Genomic DNA, 17,922 nt, shown 5'->3' on the forward strand with positions numbered 1-17,922 from the left:
TTTTGACAGGTCTTTTTTTTGGGTGTTTTTTTCACATATTGTATTTATTGGATATATTTGATAGATTATGTAGAAAGAGCTGAAATAGAAAAGGACGGAAAATATGGCGGGCAGCAGACAGAGTTCTAAAAATGGTAAAAGGAAAAGTAAAAGACGAAAGATTATAGTATCTGTGTTTCTTGTTTTCTTGCTTGTTTTACTGGGGGCAGCCTCCTATTTATATTATGAATATTCTCAGGCCTTAAAAAAAGCAGAAACGGATACAGATACGGCTGTTCCAACGGAAGAAATTGAGTTTAATGGAGTTGAAAATCCTCTTGGGAAAGTGAATGTTCTTCTGCTGGGAGTTGATGCTAGAGAAGGTGAAGAGGTTTCTCGGACGGATACCATTATGATTGCTCAGTATGATCCAGAAACGAAGAAGTCTAAACTTGTCTCTCTTATGCGGGATAGTTATGTTGAAATACCTGGATATAAAAAACATAAACTAAACTCGGCCTTTACTTATGGCGGGACGGAACTGCTGAGACAGACGATATACGAGAATTTTGCTATTGATTTACAATATTATGCCTTAATTGATTTTAAAGGATTTACAAAGATGATTGATGCAGCTTTTCCTAATGGAATAGAAATTAATGTAGAAAAAGCTATGTCAAAAAATATTGGCGTAAAACTAAAGCCTGGTTTACAAGAACTGCACGGAAAAGAATTACTCGGTTATGTTAGATATCGTCATGATGCAGAAGGGGACTTTGGACGAGTGGAACGTCAGCAGAAGGTTATTAAACAGCTGACGAATGAAGTGGTTAGTATTAAGGGGGTAATGAAGTTACCGACTATGATTGGAACCATTCAACCATACATTTCCACCAATATCGAACGGTCTTTATTATTATCAATCGGAACTGCGTTTCTTTCTAATGAAAATCGAAATCTTCAAACGCTTAGAATTCCTCAAGACGGAACGTATCAAGACAAACGATATCCAGGGGCAGGACTTGTCCTGGATTTAGATATAGAAAAAAACAAAGCCGCTTTACAAGATTTTTTAGGAAAGTAAGATTCCCCGCCGTAACCTTTTAATTTATGGCGGGGCTGTAGTTATTCCCCAAAATACCGTTTGAAGAATTCTTGGTTATACTGTATTTGTGAATTGTTCGGGAGAAATTCGGCTGCTTTTTCGTTATAACTCCTGGCAATTTCCTGATGTCCAAGTCTTGAGTAACATAAGCAGAGCTGTAAATTCGGGAGCCATGTGTAACATGAACGGTTGATAAAAGGACTTTTTTCTGGTATTTCTACGACAGTTGCCAGCTTATACCATGAAATAGCTTTTACCAAATCATTTTGCTCTAAGTACAAAAAGCCCAATCTGCAGCAAATTTCTCCTCTTGGTGCATCATAGAGAAAGCTTTTTTGACAGATGTCCATTGCTTCGGGATACCTTTTGAGATTAAGATAACAATCAGCTAATTTTCCACATGCCTGAATATTATCTTCAGACCACCCTAGACCCTCCTCTAAAAAGTATTGATACCAATAAATTGCCTTTTCATATTTTCGATTGTCATTACATTCATTTGCATAATAATATTTGTCTCTTGGTGAAAAAGGTTGCCCTGACTCTAATGCTTTTTCATAAATAAGAAGATTCCGATTGCTGGCATGACGCTCCTTTTGGTGGACTACGGCGATATCGGAGGGAATGATGTTTCCTGCTACCTCAAGATATTCATGAACAAAACCAATCCATTTAAAATTATTTTCGCGTTTAACTAACCTATTTCGCCTAGAACTAAAGCTTGGACTTCCATCTTCATTGAACGTCAGGTGATAGAGCATAGAAACAGCATCAATATCTAAGGACAGTGTCTTTTTCAGCGTTCGCAGTTTTTCTCGGTTTTCATCGGTAAATACATCATCAGCATCGAGCCACAGGATGAAATCTTTTGTGGCCTTAGAAAAGGAATAGTTACGAGCTGCCCCAAAATCATTAATCCATTCGAAATCATAAATTTTGTCGGTAAATGTTTTGGCTAATTCTTTAGTCCGGTCTGTTGAGCCGGTATCAATTATAATGATTTCGTCCACGACATCTTTAACAGATTCTAAGCATTTAGGTAATGACTGCTCCTCATTTTTAACAATCATACATAAGCTAATGGTATTCATTTGTATCCAATCACCTCTCATTTAACATATTAAGGTTTGTTAGAAGGTGTGAGTCTGAACGATAAAAATAATCGGGAGGAAGAGATCATGTGTGTTCTTACAAAGGATTTGGCATTGAAATTTGAAAAAGCAGAAATTGATTCACTGACATCAAGGCTTATGGCTGTTCAAAGTATTAAAGATAACTCTATGTGTGTTGATATTCGCGATTTTGGCGGTGCTCGTGCTTTCTCTGTTAAACATATACCTGGTCCTGCTTTTAATACGGTAAAGGGTTTGAGTACGGAGGCTATTCCTTTTCTGGATCATATCCTTGATTTTTTTAAAGAAAAGAGATCCCTTGCCGATTTGAATTAACACCGACAAACACGTCATCGGAAGTGTGTACCTCTTTAACAGAAAGAGGTTTTTATCAGTCGAACTTTCATACGCTTTTGTATGGCTCGACAAACGCGAACCAAGCTGCTGTTCCCGAAACGATAATGATTCGGAAATTGGAAGATCACGAGTTTGACAGTTTTGGTGACATTTACGTTCGGGGATTTGGCATGCCTTCCTTTCTTAAGGAGGATATTGCAAGGAATAATCAGGTTCTTAATGGTCTGAAGAACTGGAGGGTTTTGGCAGCCATGGTAGAGGGGGAGTTGGCCGGAGTTGCTGTGTTATATACAAATGGTAAATGTGCGGATTTAGCAGCGGCAGTAACTGTCCCTGAGGCTCGGAATAGAGGAGTCCAACGCGCGTTGCTTGCAGAGCGTTTTAAACTAGCAAGCAGTCTTGGGTGTCATTACATAATTGGACAAGCCCAATTTGGCTCTGCCAGTCAGCGAAATATGCAGCGAGCAGGAATGAATATTGCCTATACTAAAGCTATTTGGGTTCAAAGATAGGAGGAGATTATGAATAAGTTGACAGAGGCAATAGAACTGAGAAAGCAGCAGAATTACGTGAAATCAAACGAAATGCTGATCGAATTGGCAGAGACATATCCCGAGGATGCAGAGATTGCTTACCAATGCGCCTGGAGTTTTGACGTTAGAGGAATGGAACGACAAGCTGTTCCATATTATCAAAAAGCAATTGAGCTTGGCTTACCCAACCAAGACTTTCAAGCAGCTTTTTTGGGACTTGGAAGTACATACCGAGCAATTGGAGAGTATGCGAACTCGAAAGAGACACTGGAGAAGGCACTTAAACTATTTCCGGATAATCGGGCCATTCATGTGTTTTATGCACTTACACTTTTTAATAGTAACGTACATCATCAGGCAATGGAGATTCTGATTAACCAGTTAGTAGATACAACCAATGATGAGGAAATAAAACGATATCGAAAGGCATTAAGCTTTTATGCAGATAAATTAGAGATTGTCTGGGAGTAAATGAGACTTGGAGGAAATACAATTGAAATATCGATTATTACGAAAAATGATTACGTTATTCCTCATGGTTAGCGTATTATTTGGTACTTTTTCTTATGCTGAGGCTCAAACAGTGAAGAAAGAGGTACTGGGATTTACAGTGAAATACAATAAGTCAGATGTTAGTTCGTATAAAGTTATGAATAACCAATCTGAAACGCTGACTTCTATAGCTGTGGCAACACATGTTGTAGATGGGTTAGGAACTATTCGTGGTACTTCAGCAAAGGAGCAAATTACTTTAGCTAATGAAAGAAACTTGAACGCGATGCTGATGATTGGTAATGAGTTTAATCGAAAAAATGCTCATAAACTACTAAACAGTAAAACAAATCGAACGAGATTTGTTAAGAATACACTGGCTATTCTTATAAAAGATCACTACAAAGGCGTCAATATTGATATTGAGAATGTACAAGGTTCAGATCGAAACGTATATACGAAGCTGATAAAGGAATTAGCTGAAGCCTTAAAACTTAAAGGGTATAGTCTATCGGTGTCATTGCAGCCTAAAACAGCTGATCACCCTCTGCTGACTTGGAACTATGCTTATGACTATAAAGCCGTCGCAAAGTATGTCGATTACCTATTAATCATGACCTATGATGAACACTATAAATCTAGCTTACCGGGTTCAGTTGCTTCCATTGGTTGGGTGAAGAAAGTCATAGCCTACACTAAAACGGTTGTTCCAGCTGATAAAATCCTGCTTGGTATTGGTTCTTATGGGTATGACTGGAGTACAAAAGGGAAAACTGTTTCAAGAAGCTATGAGGAATCAATGAAGCTAGCAAAAAAATATAAAGCAAAGATTGTTTTTGACCGCGTGACAAAAACACCGAATTTTACTTATAAAGACGGTAAGGGTGTTCGACATATTGTTTGGTTTGAAAATGCGCAAAGTCTTTCCTATAAATTAGACGTAGTGAACGCAGAAAACCTAAAAGGAATTGGTATCTGGAGATTAGGCCACAATCAAGATGAACAGTACTGGGACATGATTAATAGTAAGCTTTCGAAATAGATATGCGTCGAAATTTTTAGACTCATGGTACTGTATCTAAAAAAGCTCTCTATTCATTAAGGAGAGCTTTTTCAAATAGAAAACTAGTTATTTGAGCTATTGAGGTATTTTTCCCGGTAATGGGCAAGTGTAAGCAGCGTGAAGATGTTCTGGTAGCTATGGTAATGGATATAAAGGAAGTTTGCTAGTCCTTGTCCAGCTGGATAGGAAGTAGTCCAATCATTTTTCTTGCCTTCACGGATCAGGTAGGCAATCCCTTTTTCTATGGAGGCGCTTGGCTTGGCTGACACTGCGATGAGAGCATCTAGTGCCCATGCGGTTTGAGTTAATGAACTAGTTCCAAGCGGTACATACTTTTTTGTGATATCACTGTAGCAAGATTCTCCCCATCCTCCATCTTGGTTTTGGATACTTTTAAGCCATTTGACGGCCCTGCTGATTGCAGAATTTGTGGAATGACCCGAAGCGGCTAAACCAGTTAAGGCTGCCCAGGTGCCATAAATATAACAAACACCCCATCTTCCATACCATGAACCATTCTCTTCCTGATGAAGAAGCAGCCAATCTGCAGCCTTTTTTATCGATCGATTTGGCATTTGGAGGCCCGCATACTTACTTAGAAATTCTAAAGCTCTGCCTGTTAAATCAGGTGTAGAAGGATCTGTTAAAATATATTTTGCTTCTTCGACAGGGAGCATGCTTAATAATTGATTGTCGACATTTTTCTCGAAGGCGGGAAAGCCGCCATCGTCATTTTGCATAGAAAGAAGAAATGTGACGCCTCGCTCCCAGGAGTCGTGATGAGCAGGACTTGAGACAAAGACAGGGTGGAGTGCACGCAGTGAAGCACTCGTATCGTCTACATCAGGATTTATGGTATTTAAATCGGAAAATCCCCAGCCTCCGGGTGCAATATCTGGATTATGAATGACCCAATCCCCATATTTTACATGCTGTTTCTTACGTAAATAGGCAGTTGCTTTTTTGATCGACGGTGTTGAAGAAGAAAGACCAGATTCCTGTAAGGCGTAGCTGATTAATGCTGTATTCCAAACGTTTGCGGTTGTATGTTGAATATGCACCTGACCATCAATATTAGAAGCCATTGCTATTAGTCCTTCGACTGCCTTAATAATTACCGGATCCTTTTTTGAATAGCCAAGGGAAAGGAACGCGATAATCATAAAAAAAGTAGAGCTAAAATAATTATAGAGTGTTCCGTCTGGTTCAAGACGGTTTAACATATATTGTTCAATTGAATCAACAGCAAGTGATTTCAGCTTAGAAGGCAGACCAATTAAGGCAGCTGTACTGGTTTGAAGTCTCGAAAATAGAGAACGATAATCGTTGGAACGCATCTCCTCCCACTCGGGATCAGAACTTCTGCTTTGATGTAAATCACTCAAATCTGGCGCATTAACACCTTTTACCTGAAATTTCTTTTCCCCGAGCAGGACGAGCGGCATAAAATGAACTCGTGCATAGATGGAAATATCAAACATATTGACAAAGAAAGTCGGCGGAAGCAAAACAGCTTCTATGGGAATGGGAAAAAGTAATGGCCATTTATATTGACCTGTGACCGTTAGCATTAATCTTGTAAACATCTTTGTCTGTTTGAGTCCGCCTTTTTCATGGATAAATCGCCTAGCTTTTCTCATATCCGGATCTTCTTTTTTCTTTAACCCTGAATAAAGAAGCGCATAGTAGGCTTCTGTGGTGAGAGAAAGATTTCCTTCCTTTTCATCTGCAAAGAGTTTCCATACCCCGCTCGGATCGCGTTTGCTTTCAATTCGTTTGACCAATGATTGTATTAACTTCTCGTCATCGATCTCTAGAACTCTTAGTAAAATAATCATATAGGCATCGACTACAATATTCGTTTCGAATGGGTCATGCCATGAGCCATCTTTTCCTTGGCTGTTCTGAAGAATAGCCGTAAGACGGTTTATCTCTGGCTGGACATGCTGCATCCGATCACTCCTTTTATAAGAGACGTCACGGATATGTATATTCCCATTTCAAGGCTAATATACGAAAAAACACTTGATACAAAAGCTTTTATCTGTCATTAATTTACATATATGGTTAGAGGGGAAGAAGATGAGATGGATAGATTTATAGGGGATGATGATTACCATCAGTTTATCTTTTGGTCTGCGGACCATAAATTGGCTCTAGTTGCATTGGGACTACTCATAATAGGTCTCCTCATATTAAAAGGTCGTAGTGTAAATACGACAAGATATCTGTGGTTAGAAAGAATCTTTGCTGTCACCCTGCTAATTATAGAAGGGTTATACCACATGTGGCTCTTTACGACGGAGCAATGGCATTTAAGACAATCTCTGCCTCTAGAGTTGTGCAGTCTTAGCCTTATGGTGACAATCGTACTGTTATGGACGGGGAACCGCTATTTATACCAGTTTGTCTTATATGCTGGAATTGGCGGTGCTGTTCAAGCCATGCTGACTCCTGTAATGAATTGGAGCTTTCCGCATTTTCGGTACTTTCACTTTTTTTATACACATATAGGCATTATTATAACGGCTCTCTATTTTACTTGGGTAAAAGGTTATCGGCCTACGCTAAGAGGAATTGGAGGAACCATGCTTACCTTAAATATTCTCCTGCCTTTTATATGGTTGATAAATAATCAACTCGGTGGAAACTATATGTTTTTGCGGGAGAAGCCAGGTAGTGGGAGTGTCTTGGATCTACTTGGTCCCTATCCTTGGTATATTCTATCGATGGAAGGATTAGCACTGAGTATTTTTATCATTTTATGGACCTTACTCAGGGGAAATGTGACAAAAAAATGAAATAAACAGAGGGAATAGACCTATAATGTTAAAAAAAAGAGTGAAAGTCTTATTAAAATTGCCGATATAATAAAAAATGTGCTCTTCGTTTTTAAGAAACAAAGATTACTTCATAAATGTATTGTGTAAATAGCAAATCCATTGAAAAGTGGAGACGCAAAGCCACGGGCCTACAGCATAGTGCTAGGGCAGCCGGGTTGCCGTACAAGTTACCATGGTTTTATACACTGCACCTTATTCTGGTGCTTTTTTTTATTTTGCTGGCAGCCTGGATTATATACAGTACTTTTAGTGATCATGTGTCTTGTTCAAAATTAGTTTACATCATCTCAGTACATCACTAGAAGGAGGAAATAAGGTGTTTAAGAAAAAATCGTTACGCTATAAAATCATGATCATCGTGTTAGTTACCGTATGTTTACTAACAGTGATCCTTTCAACTACGAGTATATATATGTTGAAATCAAGGCTTCAAGAAGATTTAAAACAAGAATTGACAAGTGTAGGTTTATTAACAGAAAAAACATTAAACTCGACTGCGATAGAAATTTTAAGCAAGTCATCGAGTACAACAAATGCAACCTTTAAAAAAGTACAAGGTGACCTTGATTCAATTCAAGAAGAGCAGGGAATTATGAGCTGGAGTTATATCTGGAGTGTTGATGGAGATAAAGTCACGCCGATAGGCTATACAAGTAATTTAAATGAGATTTATAAAGCAGGTGAAGTATTTGAGGATATTGCTCCCATTCATTTAAAAACGGCTCAAAAAGCAATGGAATCAGGTAAATCAGAGGTGACTGATATTTTCGAGGATACGTTTGGATCCTGGAGAACAGTATTTACTCCAATCGAAAATAACGGACAGGTTATTGCTGTCATTGGGATCGATTATTCGGCTGATTATATTAACAATATTGTAAAAAAATCGATTATTAATCAGGTAGTCATAGGGATATTGGGGTTAATTGTGATTCTGGTTGTGATCCATTTTGTATTAAGACGTCTTTTGAAACCGCTTGGCTTCGTAGTGGAAGTAGCTGATAGTGTCGCGAAGGGTGATTTAACGGCTACGATAAAAGCAGTTAATACCGATGATGAAGTTGGCAAGCTTTCGCATTCTGTGCAAGAAATGGTCTCGAGCTTGCATAGTTTAATCACTAATATTCATGATACATCAAGCTATCTAGCTGCTTCAGCGGAAGAACTATCTGCAAATGCTTCAGAAACGTATGACTATTCGATGAAAGTGTCTGAAGATATTACGAAAGTGGCAGTTGGGAATGAAACTACCTTACAGACAACTGAGGAAAGTGTCGCTGCGATTGAAGAAACTGCATATGGAATACAGAAAATTGCCGGTTCATCCTTGATCGTATCAGAATCTTCCGTTCATACATCGAATGAGGCACAATTAGGAAATGAAATTGTGCACCGACTAATTGATCAGATGCAAAATATCCATGAATCGGTCCATCAAATCGGACATGTCATAGGCAAATTGAATGACAATACAGCGAAAATCAGCAGTTTTGTCAAAATCATATCTGAAATTGCTGATCAAACGAACTTACTTGCTCTTAATGCAGCCATTGAAGCAGCTCGTGCAGGTGAACATGGTAAAGGGTTTGCTGTAGTAGCTGATGAAGTAAGGAAACTGGCAGAACAATCATCAAATTCTGCCGTACAGATTACCGAGCTAATTCGCGTCATCCAAACTGATTCGTCATACTCCATTCAAGTCATGGATAAAGGTGAAAAAGATGTGGAAGCAGGATTGACTCTAACGAACGAGGCCGGTTCCATTTTTGAACGGATTTTTGAATCGACAGAAAAAGTTGCCCTGCAAATTCAGGAAGTATCTGCCGCATCTGAAGAAATATCTGCTTCTTCTGAAGAGGTCGCAGCATCGGTTAATGAAATGAAGGTCACTGCGGAGAATACAGCGAAATTTTCTACCAATGTTTCCGAAGCCAGTCGTGAACAGCTGATATCAATGGAAGAGATTAAGGCAACTTCTGATTCATTAGGAAAAACAGCCGAAGAATTACAAATATTAATTGGCCATTTCAAAATTTAAGAAAGCAGGGGGAGCTATGAACTTTAGTAAGAAGACAGTTTTAGTAACCGGCTCAAGTAAAGGCATTGGTAAAGCAGCGGTGCTTGCCTTTGCCGAAGCGGGGGCAAATGTTTTAATCAACTACATAGGAAGTGATGAAGAGGCAGAGGAAGTTCGGGAAAAGGCTGAGACTTATGGTGTAAAAGCCTTTAAATATCGAGCAGATGTCTCAGATTCTAAACAAGTTTCCGAGATGTTCACCTATATGGATGAGCAATTGGGAAGTGTAGATATTCTTGTCAACAATGCAGGATTTGCGCAGGAGTCGCCTATTATCGAGATGTCCGATCATATGTGGGACAGGATGATTAAGGTGCATCTATACGGTACTTTTTATAACGCGAGAGAAGCGGCCAAGCGGATGAAGGTTCAAGGAAGCGGCAAAATCATCAACATCTCATCAGATTTAGGAAGCCTTGGGTGTGAGGACTTTACCCATTACTCAGCAGCGAAAGGCGGAATCAATGCCTTTACAAAAGCACTTGCGAGGGAATTAGCTCCTGAGATTAATGTAAATGCTGTAGCGCCAAGCGGCACGCTGACAGATATACTAGAAGCGTTTGGTGAAAATTACATTGAAGAAGAAGCGAGTAAGTACCCATTACAACGTTTGGCAAAGCCTGAGGAGATTGCCCAGACCATCCTCTTCATAGCATCGGAGCAAGCTAATTTCTTCGCAGGACAAATTATCAGTCCGAATGGCGGAGTAGTTATGAATGGTTAATAAACAGTGGAGGGTTCAATAGTGAGTGCAATCGTAATATTTTGTCTTTATCTAGTATTTATTTATTATATAGGATTCAAAGGGTATCAACGGATAAAAACAGCAGAAGACCTGATTGTGGCAGGATGGAGTATGCCGCTATACGTTGTAACGGGCAGTCTGATTGCAGCTTTGCTTGCTGCACCATTCTTCTTTGCAGCTGTAGGTTCTGGTTATACAGATGGTGGATTTGAAGGTACAGCTACAATGGCTGGTCTTGGGACTTGTATGATTCTTGGTGCATTAATCTGGACAAAGCCGCTAAGAAGATTGAAAGGATGGACCATCGCCGATTATTATGGCTTACGATATGGATCTAAAAAACTGGGAGCCTATACAGGCAGCTTAATGGCCATTGCTTTTGGATTGTTCAATGCAGGAGCATTGACCGTCGGTGGTACTTATATTATTCAAGCCATTTTTACGATAGATTTTGTACCGGCAGCTATTTTATTCGTTTCACTAACCGTAGTGTATTCTGTAGTGGGCGGGTTATGGGCAGTAGCTTATACAGAGATTGTCCAAGGAATCTTTGCGATTGCCGGCATTCTTGGTATCGCACTGGTCGTGTTCTTTCAATATGATGAGTTTATCTTTAATCCGAATTGGTGGAATGTTAGTCACCTCTTTGAAAAAGGGGGAGCAGGCTTTTGGTCGCTCTACTTGATTTTGGCTCTTGGGGATATTCCAGCGGCTGATTTGGGACAAAGAGTCGCCGCAGCTAAAAATCCGAGAGTTGCCTACTTAAGCATGATTATTGCTGGTTCGGTAGTCATTGCAATCAGCTGGATTCCGGGAATGCTTGGTGAATCATTCAAAATGATTTTCCCAGATAGTGCAAATCCAGAAACATTAATGCTCGCTTTTGCTCAAGGTTACTTCCCGCCGATTGTTTCAGGAATCTTCCTAACAGCAATGGCGGCTATGGGAATGTCGACATTAGCAGCTTGTTATGTGGCATCCTCAGGCATTATAACCAAAAATATTTATCTTGATTTTATCAATCCAAATCCAGATCCAAAAAAATTGCTGCTCTTTTCAAGGTTGGTTATCGTAGTCTGTGCAACACTTGGATTGATTCTATCACTTGGCTTCCAAAAGGTAATTGATCTGGCTTACTTGGCATGGGATATTGTTTTTGTTACATTATTCTGGCCATTAGTATTAGGACCGTTTTGGAAACGTGTAAGTACACCGGCGGTTTGGGCAAGTATTACCGTTGGACTGGCATATTATATTCTTACTTCCGTATTTTCAGTTCCAGGAACTGTTTCAGATTCAACAGGCTTCCTGGGTCTCCTTTCTGAACTATGGCATATGCCTGCATTCTCTGGAGCAGTAATTTCAGGATTGACGATAGTCGTGGTCAGCTTGATTATTCCTCCTACTGAAGAAGTACTGGAAATGCACCGAATTGAGAAAGATAAGTCATTAGATGAACTACAAGATTATAAAGATAAAATCATTCCAGAAGACAACGCAAGTTAAAAGAAGTCCGAGCTCCTTATGAGGAGCTCGGACTTCTTTTGGCGTTTTAAACACATTTCATGGAATTTTCCCTGCTTATCAAGGCAACTAAGTCTCTAATAAGTACATTGTATCTGCTTTCAGGATTACTTGTGTTCTACTTAATAATCTTTGATTCTTCCTGTTCGAACGGATTTGTCGGAAAGAGTTTTCTTCGTAATTCCCCTGTTTTGAATTGATCTCCACCTAAATCTGCTCTTGGGTAGCACGTGTTTTCATTTGAACGTCGGACTAAAATCCAAATTAAATGTAGAAAGACCGTTGATTGGAGTGTTGGCGTGAAGACTCCTGCGGGAACAGCGGGACATGTGAGATCCCGCAGGAGCGTAAGCATTGATGCGGCTCACCGCCCGACCGCGGAAAGCGAAACGCCTGGAACGGAAATCAACAGCCGATTTTAAAAATTAAAGAAGACTGTAGACAAACTCGATTTCCACCCGAGTTTGTCTACAGTCTTTCTTTTTATTCTTTCAACCATTCTGATAATAAGGGACCATTTTTTCCGAATACGGGGTCAGCATCTGGCAAGGGCACTTGCTTTATTTCCAAAATCAACTCGGAGTCATTTTCAGATTCACCGGTTTTTAAATTGTAGTTCATCCCATTTGGATAGGCGCCGAGAACCAAGAAATCAGGACTCGCTAGGATACATTTATGTCCAGTACCTGCTGGGAGGATAATTACGTCACCTGTTTTTACTTCTATAGACTGTCCTTGTTCACCGCCAAGCATAATGGTTGCTGTGCCCTGCATCACACCAAGGACTTCATGAGTATTGCTATGAAAATGGTGATAATCAAAAATTCCTCCTTCCCAGCTGTTTCTCCAATTGTTTTTGCTGAATTTTTCTTCTATCTCATTTCCTTTTCCAAATGCATGTTTGTAAATAAGAACGGGTAGATTGGGGTTGTTAGGTATGATCCCATCATCTTTAAAACGAAGACTATGACTATCCATAGGCACCTCCAGCTTTTTTCTATATATGTTCCCTTTTTTGCTGGAGAAAAACCACATACGACTAAAGTTGTAGTGAATCTTCCATCTAATTGGCGATGCTGCTGCCTCTTCCTGCGCGTAAGATAAATGTATAAGTCAGCAAGTGGAAAGGGGAAACATGTATGGAAACAATATCTAACCAAGTGGTGATTATCACGGGTGCCTCAAAAGGATTAGGGAGAGAGCTCGCTCTAGCTTTTGCAAAACAGGGAGCGTGTTTGGCACTGTGTGCACGGAACGAGGAGTTACTGCTCCAGGTTAAAACTGAAGCGGAGAAATTAGGGGCGATTGTTCTAGCCGTAGCTGGGGACCTTTCTATAGGAAGAGATGTGGAGAAATTTGCGGTGTGTATTGAAAAAGAATTTGGCAGGGTGGATGTTTTAATTAATAATGCTTCGGTTCTAGGACCGAGTCCAATGCCATATTTAGTTGATTATCCTGAAGATGATTATCAGGAGGTTGTAAGGATAAATACGGTCAGTCCCTTTTTAATGACCAAACGTATTCTTCCAAGTATGCTTCAGAAAGGCAGAGGATCTATTATCAATGTTACCTCAGAAGCAGGGAACACTGGTTATGCTGGATGGGGTGCTTATGGAATTTCAAAGTTTGCTATAGAAGGATTGACGCAAACCTGGGCAGATGAAGTGAGTGGTACGGGGGTCATTATCAACATGGTAGATCCAGGGGAAATGGATACTGACATGCATGCATTGGCAGTTCCAGATTGTACGTACCCTATAAATCATCCGGCTGATGTATGTGACGTCTTTCTCTTTCTTGCCTCAGAGAAGGCACTGACAATAAACGGACAACGACTAGAGGCAGTCGAGTTCAGAGAAGGGCGGAAAAGCTATGCAGATTAACACGCAATCTTTTATCCTGCCGCACGAACTTCACGCAGCGTTTCCCCCTGAACGACGCGGAATCAGAAGAGATCATGTTCGAATGATGACAATAGATAGAAAAACAGGAAAAGTGATTCATGATTCTTTTAATCATTTAGCTGATTATGTAAAACCAGGTGACATGATCGTGTTGAATAACAGTCGGACCATCCCAGCTGCTCTACAGGCGACCATCGATAATACTAGTCAAGAAATAGAGGTGCGATTGGCTCGCAGCTTAAGTGAAACAAGTTGGGAAGCTTTAGTACTATCAGCCAATGTGAAAATTGGCGATTGCCTCCATTTTTCCGACGAACTATCTGCCGTTGTAACAGACATAAAACGTGACTCGCCATTACTCGTCCTTAGCTTTTCAATTAGCGGGTTGTCTCTTATTCAGCATGTTTATAGCTTAGGTGAACCCATTCGCTATGAATATATCGAAAAGTCATGGGACCTGCATTATTATCAGAATGTATATGGAACGGTTCCAGGCTCTGTGGAATTGGCTTCAGCTGGAAGAGCATTTAGCTGGGAGATGCTGCTGGATTTGCAGAAGAGAGGAATACAGCTTTCTTATCTGCAGCTTCATACGGGACTTTCCTATTTGAACGATAATGATCAACTCTCCCCTGAAGACAATATAGAGAGGTACGACATTCCCAAAGAAACTATGGCTGCAGTATTGAAAACAAAAGCTACAGGAGGCAGAGTTATTGCAGTAGGTACCACTGTAGTCCGAGCACTTGAGTCAGCAGTATCAACAGGCATTTTCTCTGGAGAGACAGCGCTTTATATTGACGCTGCTTTTCCATTGAAAATAGTCGATGGAATTATTACTGGATTTCATGAACCAGAAGCAAGCCACTTAGATATGCTTACAGCATTTATTAAACCCGAAATCTTGTTTGATGCATATGGTGAGGCAATACGGGAAAAGTATTTATGGCATGAGTTTGGTGATATCAACTTTATTGTATAGGGAAGGTGTCAGAGATGAAGGTTCATCATATCGGTATAGAAACTAATAATATCGAGAAATCCAGACGATTTTACGAACAGTTGGGTTTTCAGATGAAAGACAGAATGGTTTTAATGGGGGAGGAACTCTGTTTCTTAACACTCGAAAATTTCACTTTAGAATTAATTGTTCAAAAAACAGAGATCGCTGCCGCCAATCCCCATCTTTGTTTGGAGGTAACGGATTTAAAGGAACAAGCCTGGGCAGTACAAAATGGCACAGCCTTTGAAGGACCCTTTTCTTTAGAAAATGGCTGGAAAACACTCTTTGTCGAAGGTCCATCTGGAGAAATGGTTGAATTAGTACAGACCAAAAACACCCCTTAGCTGTGATAGGGGGTGTTTTTATTGTGAATGAGCTTTTAGCTTTTCTAATAATTCAAACGCCGTATCGGCAGTTAGTATCTGTCCGTCAACCTTAGCATAGGGTGATTGTTTACAGGTTTTACACTCGCTTAGGCATTCGTATTCTTTATATTCAACACGATTTGATGAAAAAAATTCTTCATATCGAGGAAATGATTGTTCATCAACGAATTGATCCAAATTGTTTTGGCAGAACTCCACTTTTAATTTCTTTTTGCTTGAAAATATCTTAGAAAGGAATGTTGGCATCACTGATCTCATCCTTTAGCTTAGTATGGTCAACCATCATTATATCACCGACACGTCTGGAAAACGATTATCAACGATTGTCTTGAATCTAGAAGTTTACGAAGGTTTAATGGTCGCGTAATAAATGCTGTGTATTACAATCTAATGTAAATAAATGGTTTTAATTAGGCATAATTACATATTGAAAAAGTGAAGAAAAGGTTTAAAATAGGTGTACAAAGCTTGGTATATCAACTTATCATAAGTTTGCAGCTGGGATGCAGGGAGTCCATATACTCATTAATGATAAATAGATAAAGTGGAAAATTAAACGTGAAAGTGGTAATATAAATGTCGTAGCATTAATTTGTTATTTTTATGTAAAACTTTTCATAAGATGATTAAGGCAAGCAGTAGATTTGTCCTTTTACGCTTAATGACAACTGAACGAATATACGAATTGTAAAAAAATGTATTTTTCTTGACATCTTCACCAAGAGTGATACTATTTACTTTATGTGCAAAGTCTCTCTAATGCTGTTTTGAGGGCTTTTTATTTTTTGAATGACCATTAAATCTAACTACTAGATTAATAGAGGTGAAAAAGTTATATGAACAAATTAAAAAAGGGCCAATCTTTATTGCGACATAAGCTTATTGGTTTCTTCTTAATTGCGGTTGTACTTTTCTGGATTAAGACATATATTGGATATCGTGTTGAATTTAACTTAGGAATTGAAAGTAAGATGCAGGAATTCCTGCTGTTTATTAACCCAGTTAGTTCAGCCATGTTTATCTTTGGGCTTGCGCTTTTAGCTAGAGGGAAAAAAGCATATAAATGGATTATTGGATTAAACTTTGTTATGTCTTTCCTTTTATATGCAAACATTATGTATTATCGCTTTTTCAGTGATTTCATAACGCTTCCTACCCTAACCCAAACAAAAAATGCGGGAGATCTTGGACAAAGTATTACAGCACTTATGAATCCTTATGACTTTATGTATTTCCTTGATACAGTAATTTTATTAGGGCTTTACTTGTTTAAAACAGTAAAAGTTGAAACAGGAAGAATGAATCGCCGTAAGGTAGCAGTGATCTTTGCCTGCGCGGTTGCTATTTTTTCAGTCAATTTAGGCTTGGCGGAGCAGGATCGTCCGCAGCTCCTTAAAAAAACGTTTGACCGAAACTATATTGTTAAGTATTTAGGTATGTACAATTATACGGTATATGATGCAATTCAAAATACAAAAACATATGCTCAGCGTGCAACAGCTAACAGTTCAGATATTGCTGAGGTAGTGAACTATACGAAGGCTACTACAGCCTCACCAAACCCAGAATACTTTGGAAAAGCTGAAGGAAAAAACATTATTTATCTTCATCTTGAATCCATTCAGAATTTTATCATTGACTATAAATTAAACGGCGAAGAAGTAACGCCTTTCTTAAATTCACTTTCTGACAGCAAGGACTTTATGTATTTTGATAACTTCTTCCACCAAACAGGTCAAGGTAAAACGGCTGACGCAGAGTTTATGTTAGAGAACTCACTGTTTGGTCTGCCGCAGGGAGCAGCATTTACAACACAGTCTCAGAATACTTTCCAGTCTGCTCCAGCTATTTTAGGGCAAAAAGGATACACATCAGCTGTATTCCATGGTAACTATAAAAGTTTCTGGAATCGGGACAAAATGTATAAAGCGCTTGGCTTCAATCAATTTTTTGACGCTAGTTACTATGATATGAATGAAGATGACGTGATGAACTACGGATTAAAAGACAAACCGTTCTTTGAAGAATCTATTCCGTTGATTGAATCACTGGAACAGCCATTCTATGCCAAGTTTATCAGCTTGTCTAATCACTTCCCATATCCACTGGATCAAGAAGAAGCAACGATTGAGAAACATACAACCGGTGATTCATCGGTAGATAATTACTTCCAAACTGCAAGATATGCAGATGAGGCATTGGAACAATTCTTTAATTACCTGAAAGAGTCTGGACTATATGATAATTCGGTAATTATTATGTATGGTGATCACTATGGTATTTCTGATAACCATAATGCAGCCATGTCTCAAGTACTTGGTAAAGAAGTTAATAAATTTGAAAATACGCAATTACAGCGTGTACCGCTATTAATTCATGTTCCTGGTGTTGAAGGCGGCGATATGCATCAATATGGCGGACAGATTGATTTAATGCCAACGATGCTTCACTTATTAGGTGTTGATACTAAAGATTATGTTCAATTCGGTTCAGATCTATTATCAAAAGAGCACCGTGAAGTTGTCCCATTCCGTAATGGTGATTTTATCACTCCTAACTATACGGTCTTAAAAGGCAAAAACTATGATACAAATACCGGTGAGCTAGTTGAAGAAAATGAAGAAATCATTCAAGATCAAAAAATGGCACAAACTATGCTTGAGCTTTCGGATAAAGTAGTAAATGGAGACTTGCTTCGTTTCTATACTCCAAATGGCTTTAAACCGATCGATCCAGCAAATTACGAGTACACGAATAACGAAGAAGAAACAGTTTCGGAAAAATAGAAAATATCAGGCT

17 protein-coding genes and 1 riboswitch are annotated in these 17,922 nt (G+C 39.2%); of the genes, 13 read left to right on the forward strand and 4 right to left on the reverse strand.

Features of this window, described 5'->3' with window-relative positions; all coding sequences use genetic code 11:
• Window positions 1–103: 103 nt before the first annotated feature.
• Complete coding sequence (locus WYK_RS18085; RefSeq protein ID WP_040375858.1) at window positions 104–1,063, forward strand: LCP family protein; 960 nt, start codon at window positions 104–106, stop codon at window positions 1,061–1,063.
• 41 nt (window positions 1,064–1,104) lie between these two features.
• On the opposite strand, the gene WYK_RS18090 is transcribed toward WYK_RS18085, so the two are convergent.
• Window positions 1,105–2,175, reverse strand: a complete 1,071-nt coding sequence (locus WYK_RS18090) for a glycosyltransferase (protein ID WP_040375859.1) — start codon at window positions 2,173–2,175, stop codon at window positions 1,105–1,107.
• Window positions 2,176–2,262: 87 nt separating this feature from the next.
• Between WYK_RS18090 and WYK_RS24155 the strand changes: the two genes are divergently transcribed.
• The 4 genes from WYK_RS24155 (at window position 2,263) to WYK_RS18105 (ending at window position 4,620) form a co-directional block, all read left to right on the forward strand.
• The gene (locus tag WYK_RS24155) at window positions 2,263–2,532 is read left to right on the forward strand and encodes a hypothetical protein (RefSeq protein ID WP_081704951.1); all 270 of its coding nucleotides are present in this window, start codon (window positions 2,263–2,265) and stop codon (window positions 2,530–2,532) included.
• 125 nt (window positions 2,533–2,657) lie between these two features.
• A complete protein-coding gene (locus tag WYK_RS24160) occupies window positions 2,658–3,065 on the forward strand; it encodes a GNAT family N-acetyltransferase (protein ID WP_152526503.1) in 408 nt (135 codons plus the stop codon).
• A 9-nt stretch (window positions 3,066–3,074) separates the two neighbouring features.
• Window positions 3,075–3,557, forward strand: a complete 483-nt coding sequence (locus WYK_RS18100; protein WP_174391526.1) for a tetratricopeptide repeat protein — start codon at window positions 3,075–3,077, stop codon at window positions 3,555–3,557.
• 22 nt (window positions 3,558–3,579) lie between these two features.
• A complete protein-coding gene (locus tag WYK_RS18105) occupies window positions 3,580–4,620 on the forward strand; it encodes a glycosyl hydrolase family 18 protein (protein ID WP_051387654.1) in 1,041 nt (346 codons plus the stop codon).
• Window positions 4,621–4,703: 83 nt separating this feature from the next.
• On the opposite strand, the gene WYK_RS18110 is transcribed toward WYK_RS18105, so the two are convergent.
• A complete protein-coding gene (locus WYK_RS18110) occupies window positions 4,704–6,593 on the reverse strand; it encodes a terpene cyclase/mutase family protein (RefSeq protein ID WP_040375861.1) in 1,890 nt (629 codons plus the stop codon).
• Window positions 6,594–6,728: 135 nt separating this feature from the next.
• Between WYK_RS18110 and WYK_RS18115 the strand changes: the two genes are divergently transcribed.
• The 4 genes from WYK_RS18115 (at window position 6,729) to WYK_RS18130 (ending at window position 11,812) form a co-directional block, all read left to right on the forward strand.
• A complete protein-coding gene (locus tag WYK_RS18115; RefSeq protein ID WP_040375862.1) occupies window positions 6,729–7,442 on the forward strand; it encodes a YwaF family protein in 714 nt (237 codons plus the stop codon).
• Between the two features lie 121 nt (window positions 7,443–7,563).
• Window positions 7,564–7,647: riboswitch (cyclic di-GMP riboswitch) on the forward strand.
• Window positions 7,648–7,800: 153 nt separating this feature from the next.
• Window positions 7,801–9,522 carry a methyl-accepting chemotaxis protein gene (locus tag WYK_RS18120; RefSeq protein ID WP_040375863.1) on the forward strand — a complete coding sequence of 574 codons (1,722 nt, stop codon included), beginning with the start codon at window positions 7,801–7,803 and terminating at the stop codon, window positions 9,520–9,522.
• Window positions 9,523–9,538: 16 nt separating this feature from the next.
• Window positions 9,539–10,285 carry an SDR family NAD(P)-dependent oxidoreductase gene (locus WYK_RS18125; protein ID WP_040375864.1) on the forward strand — a complete coding sequence of 249 codons (747 nt, stop codon included), beginning with the start codon at window positions 9,539–9,541 and terminating at the stop codon, window positions 10,283–10,285.
• Between the two features lie 21 nt (window positions 10,286–10,306).
• Window positions 10,307–11,812, forward strand: a complete 1,506-nt coding sequence (locus WYK_RS18130; protein WP_040375865.1) for a sodium:solute symporter family protein — start codon at window positions 10,307–10,309, stop codon at window positions 11,810–11,812.
• A gap of 501 nt (window positions 11,813–12,313) precedes the next feature.
• On the opposite strand, the gene WYK_RS18140 is transcribed toward WYK_RS18130, so the two are convergent.
• Complete coding sequence (locus tag WYK_RS18140) at window positions 12,314–12,808, reverse strand: cupin domain-containing protein (protein ID WP_040375867.1); 495 nt, start codon at window positions 12,806–12,808, stop codon at window positions 12,314–12,316.
• Window positions 12,809–12,969: 161 nt separating this feature from the next.
• Between WYK_RS18140 and WYK_RS18145 the strand changes: the two genes are divergently transcribed.
• From WYK_RS18145 to WYK_RS18155, 3 genes are read left to right on the forward strand one after another with little or no spacing between them, the layout of a single operon-like run.
• Window positions 12,970–13,713 (forward strand): SDR family NAD(P)-dependent oxidoreductase, encoded by a 744-nt coding sequence (locus WYK_RS18145; protein WP_040375868.1) that lies wholly within the window; start codon window positions 12,970–12,972, stop codon window positions 13,711–13,713.
• Window positions 13,703–14,716: an S-adenosylmethionine:tRNA ribosyltransferase-isomerase gene (locus tag WYK_RS18150; RefSeq protein WP_040375869.1), complete on the forward strand. Its 1,014-nt coding sequence runs from the start codon at window positions 13,703–13,705 to the stop codon at window positions 14,714–14,716. The genes WYK_RS18145 and WYK_RS18150 overlap by 11 nt, the downstream gene beginning before the upstream one ends.
• A gap of 14 nt (window positions 14,717–14,730) precedes the next feature.
• Entirely contained in the window at window positions 14,731–15,081 is a 351-nt protein-coding gene (locus tag WYK_RS18155) for a VOC family protein (protein ID WP_040375870.1), read from the forward strand.
• An 18-nt stretch (window positions 15,082–15,099) separates the two neighbouring features.
• Here the strand turns inward: WYK_RS18155 and WYK_RS18160 are convergent, their stop codons facing one another.
• Window positions 15,100–15,369, reverse strand: coding sequence for a DUF1450 domain-containing protein (locus tag WYK_RS18160; protein ID WP_040375871.1), 270 nt, complete (start codon window positions 15,367–15,369; stop codon window positions 15,100–15,102).
• A 590-nt stretch (window positions 15,370–15,959) separates the two neighbouring features.
• Here WYK_RS18160 and WYK_RS18165 point away from each other — a divergent pair.
• Entirely contained in the window at window positions 15,960–17,909 is a 1,950-nt protein-coding gene (locus WYK_RS18165; RefSeq protein WP_040375872.1) for an LTA synthase family protein, read from the forward strand.
• The last annotated feature ends 13 nt before the right edge of the window (window positions 17,910–17,922 follow it).

This window comes from Peribacillus psychrosaccharolyticus ATCC 23296, from assembly GCF_000305495.1.
Lineage (GTDB): Bacteria > Bacillota > Bacilli > Bacillales > DSM-1321 > Peribacillus > Peribacillus psychrosaccharolyticus.